This is a genomic window from Hydrogenophaga sp. (genome assembly GCF_030158645.1).
Taxonomy (GTDB): domain Bacteria; phylum Pseudomonadota; class Gammaproteobacteria; order Burkholderiales; family Burkholderiaceae_C; genus Hydrogenophaga.
In genome coordinates, this window is sequence record NZ_JAOASO010000101.1 from 24645 (window position 1) to 41658 (window position 17014).

General features: G+C 61.3%; 22 protein-coding genes and 1 tRNA gene. 16 read left to right on the forward strand and 7 right to left on the reverse strand.

The annotated features are described in order from the left end of the window. The first annotated feature begins 8 nt into the window (after positions 1-8). The 5 genes from atpA (at position 9) to Q1W68_RS11670 (ending at position 5122) form a co-directional block, all read left to right on the forward strand. Positions 9-1565, forward strand: a complete 1557-nt coding sequence (atpA, locus tag Q1W68_RS11650; protein WP_056266677.1) for a F0F1 ATP synthase subunit alpha — start codon at positions 9-11, stop codon at positions 1563-1565. A gap of 31 nt (positions 1566-1596) precedes the next feature. Continuing rightward, on the forward strand, positions 1597-2463 hold the full coding sequence (gene atpG, locus Q1W68_RS11655) for a F0F1 ATP synthase subunit gamma (protein ID WP_300716783.1): 867 nt from the start codon (positions 1597-1599) through the stop codon (positions 2461-2463). A 43-nt stretch (positions 2464-2506) separates the two neighbouring features. After that, positions 2507-3937, forward strand: coding sequence for a F0F1 ATP synthase subunit beta (atpD, locus tag Q1W68_RS11660; RefSeq protein ID WP_300716785.1), 1431 nt, complete (start codon positions 2507-2509; stop codon positions 3935-3937). Positions 3938-4012: 75 nt separating this feature from the next. Next, positions 4013-4429, forward strand: a complete 417-nt coding sequence (locus tag Q1W68_RS11665) for a F0F1 ATP synthase subunit epsilon (protein ID WP_300653480.1) — start codon at positions 4013-4015, stop codon at positions 4427-4429. A 150-nt stretch (positions 4430-4579) separates the two neighbouring features. Next, positions 4580-5122, forward strand: a complete 543-nt coding sequence (locus Q1W68_RS11670; RefSeq protein WP_300716787.1) for a cyclic nucleotide-binding domain-containing protein — start codon at positions 4580-4582, stop codon at positions 5120-5122. A gap of 13 nt (positions 5123-5135) precedes the next feature. Here the strand turns inward: Q1W68_RS11670 and Q1W68_RS11675 are convergent, their stop codons facing one another. The 3 genes from Q1W68_RS11675 to Q1W68_RS11685 are packed head-to-tail and all read right to left on the reverse strand — an operon-like array spanning position 5136 to position 7185. Then, entirely contained in the window at positions 5136-5663 is a 528-nt protein-coding gene (locus Q1W68_RS11675) for a TPM domain-containing protein (protein WP_300653484.1), read from the reverse strand. A 2-nt stretch (positions 5664-5665) separates the two neighbouring features. Beyond that, positions 5666-6580 carry a TPM domain-containing protein gene (locus Q1W68_RS11680; RefSeq protein WP_300660998.1) on the reverse strand — a complete coding sequence of 305 codons (915 nt, stop codon included), beginning with the start codon at positions 6578-6580 and terminating at the stop codon, positions 5666-5668. Then, positions 6577-7185, reverse strand: coding sequence for a LemA family protein (locus Q1W68_RS11685; RefSeq protein WP_300653489.1), 609 nt, complete (start codon positions 7183-7185; stop codon positions 6577-6579). Before Q1W68_RS11685 ends, Q1W68_RS11680 begins: the two co-directional genes overlap by 4 nt. A 138-nt stretch (positions 7186-7323) precedes the next feature. On the opposite strand from Q1W68_RS11685, the gene Q1W68_RS11690 reads away from it, so the two are divergent. The 3 genes from Q1W68_RS11690 to Q1W68_RS11700 are packed head-to-tail and all read left to right on the forward strand — an operon-like array spanning position 7324 to position 9303. Further along, positions 7324-7761: a nuclear transport factor 2 family protein gene (locus Q1W68_RS11690; protein WP_300716788.1), complete on the forward strand. Its 438-nt coding sequence runs from the start codon at positions 7324-7326 to the stop codon at positions 7759-7761. Further along, entirely contained in the window at positions 7758-8756 is a 999-nt protein-coding gene (locus Q1W68_RS11695) for an alpha/beta fold hydrolase (protein ID WP_300716790.1), read from the forward strand. The genes Q1W68_RS11690 and Q1W68_RS11695 overlap by 4 nt, the downstream gene beginning before the upstream one ends. 10 nt (positions 8757-8766) lie before the next feature. Continuing rightward, complete coding sequence (locus Q1W68_RS11700; protein ID WP_300653496.1) at positions 8767-9303, forward strand: DUF2946 family protein; 537 nt, start codon at positions 8767-8769, stop codon at positions 9301-9303. 34 nt (positions 9304-9337) lie between these two features. Here the strand turns inward: Q1W68_RS11700 and Q1W68_RS11705 are convergent, their stop codons facing one another. Then, complete coding sequence (locus Q1W68_RS11705) at positions 9338-10201, reverse strand: c-type cytochrome (RefSeq protein WP_300653498.1); 864 nt, start codon at positions 10199-10201, stop codon at positions 9338-9340. A gap of 236 nt (positions 10202-10437) precedes the next feature. Between Q1W68_RS11705 and Q1W68_RS11710 the strand changes: the two genes are divergently transcribed. Next, positions 10438-10513 (forward strand) — tRNA-Arg (locus Q1W68_RS11710). Between the two features lie 374 nt (positions 10514-10887). Here Q1W68_RS11710 and Q1W68_RS11715 read toward each other — a convergent pair. Next, entirely contained in the window at positions 10888-11409 is a 522-nt protein-coding gene (locus Q1W68_RS11715; protein ID WP_300653499.1) for an ImmA/IrrE family metallo-endopeptidase, read from the reverse strand. Next, positions 11406-11822 (reverse strand): helix-turn-helix transcriptional regulator, encoded by a 417-nt coding sequence (locus Q1W68_RS11720; protein ID WP_300653501.1) that lies wholly within the window; start codon positions 11820-11822, stop codon positions 11406-11408. Before Q1W68_RS11720 ends, Q1W68_RS11715 begins: the two co-directional genes overlap by 4 nt. Before the next feature lie 186 nt (positions 11823-12008). Here Q1W68_RS11720 and Q1W68_RS11725 point away from each other — a divergent pair, with 186 nt between their 5' ends. The 4 genes from Q1W68_RS11725 (at position 12009) to Q1W68_RS11735 (ending at position 14045) form a co-directional block, all read left to right on the forward strand. After that, a complete protein-coding gene (locus Q1W68_RS11725) occupies positions 12009-12263 on the forward strand; it encodes a multiubiquitin domain-containing protein (protein WP_300653502.1) in 255 nt (84 codons plus the stop codon). Continuing rightward, on the forward strand, positions 12238-13434 hold the full coding sequence (locus Q1W68_RS11730) for a ThiF family adenylyltransferase (protein ID WP_300653503.1): 1197 nt from the start codon (positions 12238-12240) through the stop codon (positions 13432-13434). The genes Q1W68_RS11725 and Q1W68_RS11730 overlap by 26 nt, the downstream gene beginning before the upstream one ends. A gap of 28 nt (positions 13435-13462) precedes the next feature. Beyond that, positions 13463-13849 (forward strand): DUF6527 family protein, encoded by a 387-nt coding sequence (locus Q1W68_RS18405; protein ID WP_366146704.1) that lies wholly within the window; start codon positions 13463-13465, stop codon positions 13847-13849. Between the two features lie 64 nt (positions 13850-13913). Next, positions 13914-14045, forward strand: coding sequence for a hypothetical protein (locus Q1W68_RS11735; RefSeq protein WP_300659587.1), 132 nt, complete (start codon positions 13914-13916; stop codon positions 14043-14045). A gap of 277 nt (positions 14046-14322) precedes the next feature. Here Q1W68_RS11735 and Q1W68_RS11740 read toward each other — a convergent pair whose 3' ends face one another. Continuing rightward, positions 14323-14580 carry a hypothetical protein gene (locus Q1W68_RS11740; RefSeq protein ID WP_300653505.1) on the reverse strand — a complete coding sequence of 86 codons (258 nt, stop codon included), beginning with the start codon at positions 14578-14580 and terminating at the stop codon, positions 14323-14325. Between the two features lie 625 nt (positions 14581-15205). Between Q1W68_RS11740 and Q1W68_RS11745 the strand changes: the two genes are divergently transcribed. From Q1W68_RS11745 to Q1W68_RS11755, 3 genes are all read left to right on the forward strand, one after another. After that, positions 15206-15679 (forward strand): hypothetical protein, encoded by a 474-nt coding sequence (locus tag Q1W68_RS11745; RefSeq protein ID WP_300653506.1) that lies wholly within the window; start codon positions 15206-15208, stop codon positions 15677-15679. Continuing rightward, positions 15672-16610 (forward strand): hypothetical protein, encoded by a 939-nt coding sequence (locus Q1W68_RS11750; RefSeq protein ID WP_300653507.1) that lies wholly within the window; start codon positions 15672-15674, stop codon positions 16608-16610. Before Q1W68_RS11745 ends, Q1W68_RS11750 begins: the two co-directional genes overlap by 8 nt. 74 nt (positions 16611-16684) lie before the next feature. Then, positions 16685-16984 carry a uracil-DNA glycosylase family protein gene (locus Q1W68_RS11755; RefSeq protein WP_300653508.1) on the forward strand — a complete coding sequence of 100 codons (300 nt, stop codon included), beginning with the start codon at positions 16685-16687 and terminating at the stop codon, positions 16982-16984. Positions 16985-17014: the final 30 nt, after the last annotated feature.

Sequence of the window (17014 nt, forward strand, 5' to 3'; positions counted from 1 at the left end):
AAAGAGTCATGCAACTCAATCCCGCTGAAATCTCCGAACTGATCAAGTCCCGCATCGAGGGACTCGGCACATCGACCGATGTGCGCAACCAGGGCACCGTGGTGTCGGTGACCGACGGTATCGTCCGCGTCCACGGCCTGTCCGATGTGATGCAGGGCGAGATGCTGGAATTCCCGGCCAACAAGGATGGCGTGCCTTCCTTCGGCCTGGCACTGAACCTGGAGCGTGACTCCGTGGGCGCCGTGATTCTGGGTGAGTACGAGCACATCTCCGAAGGCGAAACCGTCAAGTGCACGGGCCGCATTCTGGAAGTGCCGGTCGGTCCCGAGCTGATTGGCCGCGTGGTCAACGCCCTGGGTGCTCCGATCGACGGCAAAGGTCCGATCAACGCCAAGATGACCGACGTGATCGAGAAGGTGGCGCCCGGCGTGATCGCCCGCAAATCGGTGGACCAGCCGGTGCAGACCGGCCTGAAGTCGATCGACTCGATGGTGCCCGTGGGCCGTGGCCAGCGCGAGCTGATCATCGGTGACCGCCAGACCGGCAAGACCGCCGTGGCGATCGACGCGATCATCAACCAGAAGGGTCAGAACATGACCTGCGTTTACGTCGCGATCGGCCAGAAGGCCTCGTCGATCAAGAACGTGGTGCGCGCTCTGGAACAGGCTGGCGCGATGGAGTACACCATCGTCGTGGCCGCTTCGGCTTCCGAATCCGCTGCCATGCAGTACCTGTCGGCCTACTCCGGCTGCACCATGGGCGAATACTTCCGCGACCGCGGCCAGGACGCCCTGATCGTGTACGACGATCTGTCCAAGCAGGCCGTGGCCTACCGCCAGGTTTCGTTGTTGTTGCGTCGCCCGCCAGGCCGCGAAGCCTATCCCGGCGACGTGTTCTATCTCCACAGCCGCCTGCTCGAGCGCGCCGCGCGCGTGAACGCCGACTACGTCGAAGCCTTCACCAAGGGTGAAGTCAAGGGCAAGACGGGCTCGCTGACCGCACTGCCGATCATCGAAACGCAGGCCGGCGACGTGTCGGCCTTCGTGCCGACGAACGTGATCTCGATCACCGACGGCCAGATCTTCCTGGAAACCAGCCTGTTCAACGCCGGCATCCGCCCCGCCATCAACGCCGGTATCTCGGTGTCGCGCGTCGGTGGTGCTGCCCAGACCAAGCTGATCAAGAGCCTGTCCGGCGGTATCCGTACCGACCTGGCCCAGTACCGTGAACTGGCTGCGTTCGCGCAGTTCGCTTCCGACCTGGACGAGGCCACCCGCAAGCAGCTCGACCGCGGTGCCCGCGTGACCGAACTGCTCAAGCAGGCCCAGTACAGCCCACAGTCGATCGGTCTGATGGCCTCCACGCTGTTTGCCGTGAACAAGGGTTACCTGGACGACATCGAAGTCAAGAAAGTGCTCTCGTTCGAAAACGGCATGCACGCTTTCCTCAAGGACAAGCACGCAGCCCTGCTGGCCAAGCTGGAAAACGACAAGGCCATGGACAAGGACGCCGAAGCCCAACTGGCAGCCGCCATCGCCGACTTCAAAAAAACCGGCACCTACTGATCCGGCCCATTGACTTCTTAGAGGAAACACAATGGCAGCAGGCAAGGAAATACGCGGCAAGATCAAATCGGTGGAGAACACCAAGAAGATCACCAAAGCCATGGAAATGGTCGCCGCCTCCAAGATGCGCAAGGCGCAGGAACGCATGCGTGCGGCCCGGCCTTACGCGGAGAAAGTGCGTCAGATCACCGGCAACCTGAGCCGCGCCAACCCGGAGTACACGCATCCCTTCATGCAGACCAACGACGCCAAGGTCGCGGGTTTCGTGGTGGTGACGACCGACAAGGGTCTGTGCGGTGGCTTGAACACCAACGTGCTGCGTGCGGTGACGACCCAGCTCAAGGACCTGCAAGCGCAGGGCCAGACCGCTGAGGTCGTGGCCATCGGCAACAAGGGCCTGGCGTTCATGAACCGCATCGGTGCCAAGGTCGTGTCCAGCGTGACCGGTCTTGGTGACACACCGCATCTGGACAAGCTGATCGGGCCGGTGAAGACCTTGCTGGACGCGTACACCGAAGGCCGCGTCAACGCGGTCTACGTCTGCTACACCAAGTTCATCAACACGATGAAGCAGGAGTCGGTGGTCGAGAAGCTGCTGCCGCTCAACGCGGGAGAGTTGCAGGACAACGCCGGCGGCCGTGACTGGGACTACATCTACGAACCGGATGCACCGGCCGTCATCGACGAGCTCCTGCTGCGCTACGTGGAAGCCCAGGTCTACCAGGCGGTGGCCGAAAACATGGCGTCCGAACAGTCCGCGCGCATGGTGGCCATGAAGGCCGCCACCGACAACGCCGGCAGCGTCATCAGCGAACTCAAGCTGGTCTACAACAAGACCCGTCAGGCAGCGATCACGAAAGAGCTTTCGGAAATCGTCGCCGGCGCCGCAGCGGTCTGAAGCAGCTGCTCAACAGAATCCGAGAAACGAAAAGGTACCCATCATGTCTCAAGCTACCGCACAAATGAACACCGGTGTTCAGGGCAAGATCGTTCAGTGCATCGGCGCCGTCGTGGACGTGGAATTCCCACGCAACCAGATGCCCCGCGTGTATGACGCCCTGAAAATGGAAGGCTCTGCCTTGACGCTGGAAGTCCAGCAGCAGCTGGGTGACGGCGTGGTCCGCACCATCGCGCTGGGTTCTTCCGACGGCCTGCGCCGCGGCATGGTGGTGACCAACACCGCCGAACCCATCATGGTGCCCGTGGGCAAGGCCACCCTGGGTCGCATCATGGACGTGCTCGGCGCGCCCATCGACGAGCGCGGTCCGGTGGACCAGGCGTTGACCGCCTCCATCCACCGCAAGGCCCCGGCTTATGACGAGCTGTCGCCTTCGCAAGAGCTGCTGGAAACCGGCATCAAGGTGATCGACCTGATCTGCCCGTTCGCCAAGGGCGGCAAGGTGGGTCTGTTCGGTGGCGCCGGTGTGGGCAAGACCGTGAACATGATGGAACTCATCAACAACATCGCCAAGGCCCACAGCGGTCTGTCGGTGTTCGCCGGTGTGGGTGAGCGCACCCGCGAGGGCAACGACTTCTATCACGAGATGGCCGACTCCGGCGTCGTGAATCTGGAGAACCTGGGCGAGTCCAAAGTGGCCATGGTGTATGGCCAGATGAACGAGCCCCCAGGCAACCGCCTGCGCGTGGCCCTGACCGGCCTGACCATCGCCGAGTCGTTCCGCGACGAAGGCCGTGACGTGCTGTTCTTCGTGGACAACATCTACCGCTACACGCTGGCCGGTACCGAAGTGTCCGCCCTGCTGGGCCGCATGCCTTCCGCCGTGGGCTACCAGCCCACGCTGGCCGAAGAAATGGGCCGCCTGCAAGAGCGCATCACGTCGACCAAGGTCGGCTCGATCACGTCGATCCAGGCCGTGTACGTGCCAGCCGATGACTTGACTGACCCGTCGCCTGCGACCACCTTCGCCCACTTGGACTCCACCGTGGTGTTGTCGCGCGACATCGCGTCGCTCGGCATCTACCCGGCGGTCGACCCGCTCGACTCGACCTCGCGTCAGCTCGACCCGAACGTCGTCGGCGAAGACCACTACAACACCGCCCGTGCGGTGCAGGGCACGCTGCAGCGCTACAAGGAACTGCGCGACATCATCGCCATTCTGGGCATGGACGAACTGGCGCCGGAAGACAAGCTGGCCGTGGCCCGCGCGCGCAAGATCCAGCGTTTCCTGTCGCAGCCGTTCCACGTCGCCGAGGTGTTCACCGGCTCGCCCGGCAAGTACGTGACCTTGGCCGAGACCATCCGTGGTTTCAAGATGATCACCGCCGGCGAGTGCGATCACCTGCCCGAGCAGTCGTTCTACATGGTCGGCACGATCGACGAAGCCTTTGAAAAGGCGAAGAAGATGGCGTAAAGCGGCCGCGGTGGGTGCCGGTTTGTGCCGGCTTCCCGCCCGTTTGCTTTTCAACCATCTTCAACAGGAGACCCTATGAGCACCATCCGCGTCGACGTGGTGAGCGCCGAAGCTTCCATCTTTTCTGGCGATGCCAAGTTCGTGGCTTTGCCGGGCGAAGCGGGCGAGCTGGGCATTCTGCCAGGCCACATGCCGCTCATCACCCGCATCAAGCCCGGTGCTGTGCGCATCGAAAAAGCCGACGGCGGCGAAGAGTTCGTGTTCGTGGCCGGTGGCATTCTGGAAGTTCAACCGCACCACATCACCGTGTTGTCCGACACCGCCATTCGCGGCAAGGACCTGGACGAAGCCAAGGCACTGGACGCCCGCAAGCAAGCCGAAGAGGCTTTGAAGAATGCCAAGAGCGACATCGATCTGGCCAAGGCCACGTCGGAGCTGGCGGTCATGGCGGCTCAGATTGCTGCACTGCGCAAGTTTCGGCAAAAGAAGTGATCACACAGGCATTGCCCTGGTTTCCATGAAAAGATCGGCTTCAAGCCGATCTTTTTTTGCCCGTTGCCGGCTGCAACGTGTAACTGTCCGCATACCATGTGACAGCGAACAAAGGCAGAGACGATGTCATCGATTTTTCAAAGTCCGGAATTGGCACCCGAAGAAGTGGCGGCCCGGTTGTTGGTCACACCCTCAGCGCTGGCCGACCTCACGCTGGGTGACGCGCTCAAGGTGGTGGGCTACATGCGGCCCAAGCTCATCAAAGCCGGCACCGTGATCATCCAGGAGGGTGAGGTGCGGCAAACCGACTACATGCTGTTGGTGCTCGAAGGCGACATCGCGGTCGAGAACGAACTGCCCGGTCTGCACGAGAGCATGGTGGTCAACATCATGGGCCCCGGCCACCTGATTGGCGAAATGGGTGTGCTCGACGGCGCGCCGCGCTCGGCCACTTGCACCGCCAACACCAACATCGCTGCGGCCGTGCTCTCGCGCACCGCGCTGATGCGCATCCTCAAGGAAGATCCCCGCCTGGGTTCTCGCCTGCTGTTGGCCATCTCCAAGCGCATGGCCGACCGCTTGCGTGAGACCACCCGCAAGCTCAAGACCTTTGCCCAGATGAACAAGGCCTTGCAGCAAGAACTGCAGGTCGTGATGAACAGCCGCAACCCCCTGGACAAACGCCGCGGTTGATCGCCGCGCTGCGTCAGCGGCGCACCACCGCGTCGGGCAGTTCGTTGGGGCGCACTGTGCCGGGCTCGGCTGGAAAGTTCAGCACCAGCAGTGCCGACACCTCCTCCAGCGCCTGCGTGAGCCCGTCTTCGAACTCACCCGACCGCAAGCGAACGCCCAGCCGATCCACGATGGCCTGCCAATCGCCTTGGCCCACGCGGCGCGACAGCGCACGGTCGGCCACGAACTCAATGGCGTGTTCGGCCAGCAACACGTAGATCAACACGCCGTTGTTGTGTTCGGTGTCCCAGATGCGCAAGCGGCCAAACCACGTGAGGGCACGTTCGCGCACGACCTGTGCCAAGGGCGCCTCGGAGTCAATGCGCCAGAGGTAGCTCAGCGGCAGCGAGGCTTCCACACACAGGCGCACCTCACCGGTGTGACGGCCTTCGCTGGCGGCCACGCGGCGTGCGATGCGTTCGGCCATGCTGTCCGGCACGGCGCGCAGGGTGTCCGAGCGGTCCATCCACCGGTGCTTGAAGATGCGCAGCAGCTTGTTCATGTTCACCAGCCGCCCGAAGCGCCGCCGCCTCCAAAATTGCCGCCGCCACCCGAGCTGAATCCGCCGCCGCCTCGGCCGCCACCCAAGCCGCCGCCACCGAAACCTCCACCCCAACCCCCGCCCCGCCCGCCCCGGCCCGAACCTCCGCCCAACGAAGCGGCGGGCAGGAACTGCATGAACAGCGCTGCCAGCATGCCCAGCAGTCCGGCGCCAATGGCCACCCAGACCACAGCGGTCAGCACCCAGGCGAGTGCGCCTGCGCCGACCCCGGTGAGCACGGTCCCGAGCTTGTTGCCGAACATGCCGCGCAGCAAACCGGAGAGCATGGGCACCGCGAACACCAGAAAGATCAGCGCGTCCATCCACTCGAAGTCGCTGGCGCCGGACGCAGCCTGCCCTGCCGAGGCGCTGGGCAAGGGCAGTTCTTCACCGCGGATGCGCGCGAGGATCTGGTCGACACCGGCGTTGATGCCACCGGCGTAGTCGCCCCGCCGGAACGCGGGCGTCACAGCGCCATCCAGAATGCGGCGCGCCATCAGATCGGGGATGGCGCCTTCCAGTGCCTTGGCCGTGGCAATGCGCAGGCGCCGATCATCTTTGGCGATGACGAACAGGGCGCCATCGCCCACATCGGCCCGCCCGATCTTCCAGGCGTCGCCCACCCGCTGCGTGAAATCCGCGATGTCCTCGGGTGCGGTGGTGGGCACCATCAGCACCACCACTTGCGAGCCGTTGGATTGTTCGAACGCCGCGAGCTTGGCCTCCAGGCCGGCGAGGCTGGCCGCGTCCAGCGTGGCGGTCAGGTCGATCACGCGCGCGCTGAGCGCAGGCACCGGCACCAGACCCTGGGCCGACGCGAAGGCCAGCCCCCACCACAGCCCCAGCGCCAGCAGGCACCGGGCGCAGAAGCGCGTCATGGCTTCTTGAAGTCCACCGTGGGCGGCGCGGAAATGGCCGCTTCGTTGGCCACCTGGAAATTGGCCTTGGGCTTGTAGCCGAACACCATCGCGGTGAGGTTGCTCGGGAAGCTCCGCGACAGCACGTTGTATTCCTGCACGGTCTGGATGTAGCGGTTGCGCGCGACGGTGATGCGGTTCTCGGTGCCTTCGAGTTGCACGCGCAGGTCGCTGAAACCCTGGTTGGCTTTGAGGTTGGGGTACTGCTCCACCACCACCATCAGCCGGCTCAGCGCGCTGCCCAGCTCGCCTTGTGCCGCCTGGAACTGCTGCATGGCGGCGGGGTCGTTCAGCGTCTCGGGCGTCACCTGGATGCTGGTGGCCTTGGCGCGCGCTTCGATCACACGCGTGAGCGTTTCCTGCTCGAAGTTGGCCTCGCCCTTGACAGTGGCCACGATGTTGGGAATCAGGTCGGCGCGGCGCTGGTACTGGTTGAGCACCTCCGACCAGGCCGACTGCGTCTGTTCGTCCAGTCGCTGGAAATCGTTGTAGCCGCAGCCGGTGAGGCCGACGGACAGCAGCAAAGCCGCCGCCCAGGTGGAGACCGAGCGCAAGAATGTGTGCATGAATCCTCCAGTGGCCCGTGGCCTGTGCCAACCGAGCCTCTGGTTGAGCCTCGGATCTGCGGGACTATAACCCCGGGGCATGGCGCCGGGCGGTGCGCCCGGGCACACAGCCGATGCACTGCCGTCAAAATACGGCGCATGCGAAAACCCAAACTTCCACCCGGCTCCCCGGACGACGCCGAAGCTGCGTTCTACGACGCGCTGCAGCACGCCGACATCGAACGCCTCATGGCTTGTTGGGCCGACGAGGACGACATCGTGTGCGTGCACCCGGGTGGCCCCCGGCTGGTGGGCCACGCGGCCGTGCGATCGGCGTTCGAGGCCATGTTCGCCAACGGCAGCGTGCAGGCCACGCCGGAGAAAGTGCGTCGCCTCGACGCGGGCGCCTGCAGCGTGCACAGCGTGGTCGAGCGCGTGGCCGTGATGAGCGACGACGGCTTGCAACACGCGTGGGTGGTGGCCACGAACGTGTACGCCAAGACCGCGCAGGGCTGGCGCATGGTGGCCCACCACGCCAGCCCGGGCATGCGCAGCGAGCCGCCCGAAATCCTCACCGCCAAGCCTGTGTTGCATTGAGCGCCGAAGGCTTTCAGTACGCCGCGCCCTGGTGGTTGCCCGGCGGCAATGCCCAAACGCTGTGGGCCGCACTGGCCAGCCGCCGGCACTTCGGCCCAGCCCCCGTGTGGACACGCAGCCGCTGGACCACGCTCGACGGCGACTTCATCGATGTGGACCAGGCGCAGCACGCTTCACCCGACACAGCGCCCCTGCTGGTTCTGTTCCACGGCCTCGAAGGCTCGTCTGCCAGCCAGTACGCGGTGGCCTTTGCCGACTTCGCGGCAGCCAACGGTTTGGCCTTTGCCGTGCCGCATTTCCGGGGGTGCTCGGGTGAGCTCAACCACGCGCCGCGGGCCTACCATTCGGGCGACTTTGAAGAGATCGACTGGATCCTCAGGCGCTTTGCAGCCGAGCACCCCGGGCGGCCCTTGATTGCGGCCGGCGTGTCACTCGGCGGCAATGCGCTCATGCGCTGGGCCGCCGAGATGGGCGAGTCGGCGGGCGCCATCGTGCGCGCTGTGGCATCCGTCTGTTCCCCGCTTGACCTGGCTGCAGGCGGCCACGCGATTGGCCGCGGTTTCAACCGCCTGGTCTACACACGCATGTTTCTGAACAGCATGGTGCCCAAGGCGTTGAGAAAGCTGGAGCAGCACCCCGGCCTGTTTGACCGCGACGCGCTGCTGGCCGCGCGCAACCTTTTCGAGTTCGACAACCTGTTCACCGCGCCGCTGCACGGCTTTCGCGACACGCCCGACTACTGGTCGCGCGCGTCGGCCAAACCCGTGCTGCACCAGATCCGCGTACCCGCATTGGCACTCAACGCGCACAACGATCCCTTCATCCCCGCCGCGTCCTTGCCGACCCCGCAGCAGGTGGGTCGGCACGTGACGCTATGGCAGCCTGCGCAGGGCGGCCACGTGGGTTTTCCGGTCTCGCACGGGGTGCTGGGTGTGCCGGGCCATGTTCGCGCGATGCCCGACGCCGTGGGACACTGGCTGCTCGCCCACCTTTGATCGAAGAACCATGGACGACATCGTCAAAGCCGCCATGGCCAAGTGGCCCAACGTGCCCGACTGCTTCGGCTGGCTGGGGCTGGACGCGCGCGGCAACTGGTACATGCGAGACGACCGTGTGCAGGCCGCTGGCGCGTTTCCCGCGAGCAAGGGCTCGCTGCTTCAGCACGACAAACTCATTGACTTCATCCAGCGCAACTACGCGGCCGACGAGCAAGGCCGTTGGTTTTTTCAGAACGGACCGCAACGCGTCTACGTGGAGCTGGAGTCCACTCCGTGGATCTGGCGCCTGCAGCCCGATGGGCGCGTGCTCAGCCACACCGGCTCGCCGGTGCAGGTTCAGCAAAGCCTGCTGGACGAGTCGGGCAAGCTGTACCTTGTCACGGACCTGGGAATCGGACTGGTGCACAGCGCCGACATGGCACTTGCCGCAGACCACGTGGAAGCGGGTGCCTGGACACCTGATGGTGTGTGCAGCGCTGAACTGCAGGGCAGGGGCCACTTCGTGCGCAGTCCCCAGGCCCCGAGCACAAAAAAGCCGGCTTGAAGCCGGCTGTTCTGTTGCTGGAAGGGTCGGGGATTCACTTCACAGCATCAAGCATGTACTGCACGGCGGCCTTGATGTCGGCGTCCGAGGCGGCCGAGCCACCCTTGGGGGGCATGGCGCCTTTGCCTTTGATCACGCTCGCGGTCAGAGCGTCAAGACCCAGACCCACGCGCGGTGCCCATGCGGCCTTGTCGGCGAATTTGGGAGCTCCGGCGACGCCGGCCACGTGGCAAACCGCGCAGGCTTGTTTGTAGAGGGCCTCGCCCGCACCAGCGGCCACGGTGGCCGAGGCGGCGGGTGCCGCGGCAGCCGGGGCGGCCGCCACCACGACGGCAGGTGCCGGAGCGGCCGCTGCGGCGGCAGGTGCGGCGGCTGGCGCAGCCGCCGCAGCAGGCGCTGCAGGTGCAGCTGCCTCGGGCACGGCGAAGTTGCCGCCGGCAGCGTTGACCATGTGGACCACAGCACGCCCGATTTCTTCGTCGCGATAGGCACCACCGCCTTGTGCGCCCATGGCGCCCTTGCCCTTGAGCACCGACGTCAACAAGGCGTCGTAACCGGTGGCGATGCGCGGCGCCCAGGCGGCTGTGTCGCCAAATTTGGGGGCACCAGCCACACCCGCTGCATGGCAGGCCACGCACTGCGCGGCATACACCGCGTCACCGAGCGCCAACGGACGGTTGGCATCGCGCAGTTCAACCGTGCCCACGCGCTGGATGCGCTGTGCGACGGCCAGCTCGGGATCACCGGCGCCCATGGCGGGCTTGTTGCCCGAGGTCACGAAATAGACCAGGCCAATGATGATGAAGATGGGCGCAACAAATGCGAAGAACGACGTCCACAGCAACTGCGAAGGTGTCTTGATCGGGCCGGTGTGGTGTTCGTGCGCGTGGTCGCTCATGGTGTCCTCAAGGGGTGGCAAGGCGGGTCTGAAAACTGGCAGAACGTACCCACCTACATAGATTCTGAACAGCTCCCGATTATAGCCAACGCCCCCTGCAAGGCGCCTTCAAACCCCCTCGCCTGATAGAATGTGGCAGGTTGCGGCTGTAGCTCAGTGGATAGAGTATTGGCCTCCGAAGGCTGTCGTCATCGGCGAAAAACGCAACAGGTAGACTCTTGGTCTCCAAACAGCATGCGGCTGTAGCTCAGTGGATAGAGTATCGGCCTCCGAAGCCGAGGGTCGTGGGTTCGATCCCCGCCAGCCGCACCAAGCCTTGCATACCGAGCAAGTGTCTGCACACACCTCGCGAAACACATCATCTTTCGCTGCAACTCAATCCCACGGATTGAGGCACACCGCACTGATGGACCAATAGTCGGGACATGTGTGTTGAGAAAAGCCTGTGCCCGATGTGTGCCTTGCTTGTGCCGCGCCCACCCCTTCAGTGCAACTCAGGTAGCCGAAAGCGACCCCTGCCCTTGTGCCGTTCCATGGTCGAGTGAGGTACTCCTACCCTCACTGTCGTTGACTCGCTAAATCTGTGGGGCTGATTTGCAGCGACTGCGGTCTTTTGCATCGCCGATTCGAGCAGCACAAAACTGCCGTTCAACGCTCAGCCGACATGTGCCGCAAACAGTCCTCAGCTAGCCCTGAAATAGCCCTAGATTCTTGAGGCGGAACGTCATTGCTGCAGCACTGACATTGAAACGCTTGGCCAAATTGCTAACGTCTTCTTCATCGTCAAGATCGAAGCGTGACGACGCGATCTCTTCTCGAATCAACTTCTCAGGCATCAATAGTGCAGCGGCAAACTGGTTGGCCTGGATCTCTTGAAGGTCATCACCCGCCGATGAGCTTTCGTTCCGCTTGAACATTGTTGACCGGTCAACAAATAGTCGCTGTTGTTGATTGTCCGACGCGTGCATGACGAAGTGACCGATCTCATGAGCAATGGTGAAGCGTTGCCGCACCCTTGAGTGATTGACGTTGTAGCCAATCATTCCACGCCCGTTCTCAACTACGAGAACTCCCGAGGTCTCCGCGAGCGGACGAGCTTGTGCGGTCAACGTTAGGTGGTGAATCACGGTGTCGAGTGGCACAGGAACTCTCAGTGCACCGCATTCTGTGAGCAGGCTCTCTGCCTTGTACTCAATGTCTGATGTCATGAAGTTTTCCTTCGAGTAAAGCGTTGTGTCGGAGCTCTTGAGCCCGACAGTTGTTCTACGGCTTGGGCGATGAAACTCGAAAGGGCGCTCTCCGTGGCCGCATCCCCATTCGTGTACTTCTTGAGCTCTTCGCGCATCTCATCGTCAAGGATGGCGGCAGATGGAGCGACAGCCAACTCAGCCGTTGCCGGGATCAGCGAGAGTAATTCGACGTCGAGTTGCCGCGCGATCTTCCATAGCAAATACAAGGGGGCGTGTTGGCGCCCCGCCTCGATGTTGACGATCGATGCTCGACTGATTTCAAGTTTCTTCGCAAGAGCGGCTTGGCTGAGTCGGGCTGGTTGGCGTTCGCGTGCAGTACGGATTCGTTCTCCGACAGAGCGGTATAGCGCCTCTTCGTCGGCGTTATTCATGCGTTGATAGCTTACACGGTGTGTTCAGCAATGCAAACACGTTTGCGCAGAAACCTTGTGAACCCAGCAAACATGTTTTCAATCTAAACATGTATGTGTAGCCTCACAGTTGACACATGAGATTGCGTTGCAGCACACTGCAGTTGCCGAGTTGCTTTGACTCAGAAAATTTCAAAGGAGGCCGTTATGGCTCACGACCCGAAGACTGTCGCGATCATCGTAGAGGGCGCGCCACATGAATGGCCGAAGAACGAGCAGATCTCGTATGCCCAAGTCGTCACCTTGGAGGTGCCCAACTACTCGCCCAACTCGGGCATCAGTTACGCAGTCAAGTACACCCGCGGTGACGGCAACAAGCCCGAGGGCATCCTGACCCCGGGCGACTCAGTAAAAGTGAAAGAAGGGATGGTGTTCAGTGTTTCAGAAACTGGTCAGTCGTAACGAGGACCTCCGCCGCCTGGTCGAAAAGGGTTATGCGGTCGCGTTCGACGGCGGGCACCTGATCGTGCGCGACATTCCGTATCTCGATGCAGCAGGAACCCTGCAAAGGGCAGCCTTCGTCGCCAAACTTGTCTTTGTCGATGACGAGCGAGTCGTTCAGGACGACCACCAGATTTACTTCAGTGGCGGCGTTCCGCACAACATGGACGGCACCACTGTTCAAAACCTCGCTGGTGGACCTCACACTTTTGCCTTGAGCAAAAACGCCGAAGACGTGATCGTGCAGCGATCCTTCTCGAATAAGCCCAGGACGCAGGACGGGTCAGGCAAGTTCGCGAACTTCTTTGACAAGATTGAGAGCTACGTTGCGCTCATCGCCGGACCAGCCATGTCGCGCTACAACGTGAATCCGTATAGCTTCAAGATCGATGAGGCCGATCAAGAGCCTTCTGTTTTCAAGTTTCAGGACACGCTCACAAGTCGTGCTGAAATTACTGAGCTCAACCGTAAGTTCGGCAGTGATGTCATAGCCATCATTGGGCTGGGGGGAACCGGCAGCTTTTTGCTTGACTACATCGTAAAGACGCCAGTCAAAGAAGTTCGTGCCTTTGATCTTGACCCATTTCATGTTCACAACTCCTTCCGCTCGCCGGGCCGCCTGTTGCCGGGAGAGCTTGGTAGGGCAAAGGCCGAGGTGTACGCGGACCGCTACGACAATTTCCGCCACGGGCTCTCGCTGCATCCGAAGATGCTGGACGGCACGTCGGCTAGTGATCTAGAGGGCGTGACGTTCGCTTTCGTCTGCGTCGACAAGGGCTCGGCGCGTGGCGAGATCTTCAAGCTCCTTGTTGAGAAGGGAGTCCCGTTCATTGACGTCGGTATGGGGCCGTCGCTTTCGAGGGAAGGCTTGATCAAGGGGATGCTGCGAACGACTTACTACCCTCCCGAGAACGCTGCAGCCATCGTGGCATCGGGTTATGCGGAGACGCAGGATGCCCCCGAAGACATTTACCGGACAAACATCCAGATCGCTGAGCTCAACGCATTGAATGCCGCATTCGCGGTCATTCGGTTCAAGCAGTTGCGCGGCTTCTACGCGGACGATGTGCAGGGCAACAGCTTTCTCTTCGACATCCGAGACCTGAAGATCGCATCCGATGCCAAAGATTGAACGCATGCGTCTTGAGCATGTTCACCACATGCCGAAGGTCCTTGAGCCCGGAGTGCTGTATGCCTCGGAGGAATTCGCCGCTGCAGCTCATCTTTGCGCCTGCGGATGCGGCGTAAAGATCCGCACACCACTCGGCCCGACGGAGTGGCAACTTGATGAGACCGGCGCCGGCCTAAGTTTGAGTCCTTCCGTTGGAAACTGGCAGCAGCCATGCCGATCCCATTACTGGATTTGGCAAGGAGAAGTTGAGTGGTGCGGCGACATGACCGAAGCTCAAATTCAGGCAGGCCGCCGTCTTGAACACCTGTGCCGTAGAGCGTACTTTGCGAAGCGCGAAAAAGAACGTTTCGCTGAATCCCGATCACCAAGTCGACGCATATGGAACTTTGTCAAGAACCTGGTAGGCCGTCGCTAGCTAGGGTAACAACGTTTCGAAGATTTCATTGGCAGCATCTTCCGAAAAATCAAGGAGAGCAATCATGGCGATCAAGCCCGGTCCAAAACCAATTGCCAAGTCAACTGGCAAGCCTGACAGACGTCAGCGCGACAACAAGAAAACACCCGGAAATACGCCATCACTCAAGCCTCATAAGCACAAGAGTGGTGAGTAGCGCGGACGGCGCATCCTTCAGCATGGAGCCGCTAAGACTTCATTCAAGCCGGAGCCGCTCCGCAGCTAAGCCCAATCGGTCGTTGAGCGTGCGATTCAGGGTAACCTGCAACCCGCTATCCGTGCCAAGGCAATAGAGAAGAATCTGCGCTAAACCCGTTGGACTCGTTGACCGGCACTGAGGCGCCGCAAAGGGGTCGAGGGTGAGCTTCTGCAATCAGTCATGAAGAGCCGCTCACGCCGCTAGATGTGCCTGAGATCCCGCCTCCTCAGAGGCTTCAATGCAAGTGCTGGTTGGGCGGACGGGCAATGAAGGCTTCGATTCCCTCTGCCTTGATGTCTTCCAGGGCGGTGTCGAGCGCTTCCTTGTCTGTCGAAAATTCTCCGTCCCACACTGTAGAGTTGTTCTGGTCATCCACCACTTCAAGTGTCCAACTGGTATTCGGCATGCGGTAGATATGAATTTCCACCGAGCGACCATTGGCCGTGTACGTCTGATTCAAGGGCGAGTCGATAAGATCATGTTCGTCATTCATAGGCTTACCTGATTTTGAGGTTTTTTGCGTGCCGTGCTGGTGGAGGTCCGCACAGACAAGCGTTGGAAGTGGTTCGACTGCGGCAAGTTACACGGGGCACGCAACTCACTATTTTGAAGGATCGATCGGCGATCGCGTGGTGCCAAGAGGAGGATTCTTCAAGCAGGGATTGCTATGTCTCCGACCATGACAAGTCGGCCTACGAGTGTCTTGGCTTCACGGCGCCTGTATACCAGTCACAGCTAATCGATCGGTGCGTTGGCCATCAGCCACTGCTCCCGACCAGTTTGATCGATAGAACCCGACTTGGATGCGCTTTCCACGCCGGGAGCCAGATGCCCGCGGAAGACTGGGTGCCGCCCTTGAGTTGAGGCGACTAAATGCCTGCTGTGAACAACAGCAGTCGTTGCTTCACTATCGCACCGTTTGCAGCCACCCCGGCTTGGGAGAGCCGCGCAGTTGAAGGCCTACACACGTTGTTACATGGCATGATGACCTTTCGAGCAACTGAAGACCATGATGGAGACTGTGCGTGCTGCCTTCGTTCAATGCATCTGGAGTGCTACCTCCGTTTATCGGCGACGACCCTACTGTTCGCAGCTTGGCCTCACCATACAAAGCAAGCATGGCCGAATTCGTAGCGCGATTTGGGCACACCCCAGAGCGGCGAGACATTCTCCGCAGGCTACTCGCCTACCGCCAAGCGCTCAGAGCTACCGGTATTGTGACGGGCTTCCAGCTGTTCGATGGGAGCTTCGTGGAGGACTGTGAGGCGTTGCGTGGCCGTCCTCCAAAGGACTTAGACGTGGTTACGTTCTCTCACCTTCCGGTTCCCCCCAACGAAATTCAAACCTTCCTCGAGCAAAACATTCATCTTTTCAGCGTTGAGGCGGTCAAAGAAAAGTATCTCTGCGACTCCTACTTCGTGGATTTGACCAAGGACGCTCGGCTCATCGTCGCCGACACTATGTATTGGTATAGCTTGTTTTCGCATCAGCGGGACACGTATATGTGGAAGGGCCTGACCCAGATCCCACTACTTGGGGGCGACGCGGAAGCCGCAGCGCTCTTAGATTCTGCGGAGGCTGCACATGCTTAAGAAGCTAGAAGTGCAATCGCTGCGAGCAGATCTCGGCGCGGTCGAGGGACTTCTTGCAGATCGAACCCCGGAAACAGACCCCATCGGATTTCTGCAGCTGTCGCAGCGACAAACTACCCTGCTGGCGCGCCTCGCCACAGTAGAGTCGGCAGTTGAGTACAAAGCTGCAGTGGGCCTTTTCTTTGCCGGTGGGCCGGTTATCGGCTCGCGTGGGATCGATGCCTCGTTTGCGGCGAAGGCGGTAGGCCTCTTCCAAGACATGGTGTCAAAGCAGTTTGCTATGGAAGAAGTAGGAGACCTCGGCCGCCGGGGGCCTGTTGCCATGCAACCCAACTCAGATCTCATCGTGACCAACGTGATCAGAGGGTCGGTCGGTCTCCTCCTTGAAGAAGCAGGTGTCAGTGAGGCGTTTGCTGATACGCAGCTGAAGGTCGTAGTTGACCATGTGGTGGACACTGTGATGGCGACAGCGGCGCCAGCAGCAGACGAGTTCGAGCAGGCCCTTGAAAGGATGGACCCTCGATTTCTGACCTCGTTAGGCGAGTTTTTCGAAGTCATGGACGAGCGGTCAGCCGTTCTACGACTTGTCGAATCTGAACGAGAGGTTGAGTTAAACGCAGACGCTATTCGCCGTGGCCGGGAGCGCGCAGGTGCTGCGACTATCCTCGACAGTGAAGAAGAAGAGATGATCGGCCGCATCTTCATCCTTCCTGCTGCCAGGCGTTTTGAACTGCGCGTGCTGCAGGAGGGGACGACCCTGGTGGGCGGCATTGCGCGCGCATTCTCTCAACCCGAGTTGGAGCGGGTAGTGTCGGCCGAAAATGTGGTTGGTGAGCTATGGCGAGTGCGCATCAAGACACGTACAGTCACCCGCCCGACACGGCCGCCGAAAGTTACCTACACACTTGTGGGACTTGTAGCCCCTGTTTAAAGGGAAGCGAACTGCATGCAGCCTGGAAGCTGCGCATTTGTTACACGGCTAAGCTGCCAATGCCAGAATGCCGGATGCCACATACCTCTCCGCTGCAACGACTGAAAAATAAGGCCATTGAGCTCGACCGGATCGATGTGGATTGCTACTACCGGCATGGACAGGATCCCAAGACAGCAATCCTTGGCCTCGGGAGAGCCAATGCGCGGTGGTGCTTCTTCGGCAGGGACCCCGGTGAACAGGAGGTGCGTCTTCAAAGACCGTTTGTTGGAGATGCTGGCCAGAAGATCCGCGCCATCATGGCCGAGTTCGGCCTGAGCGACGACGATATCTACTGGATGAACACAGTGCTGTTGACGCCGACCGAAAACTGACCATCTAGAAGTCGAAGTGCCGACTGAAAA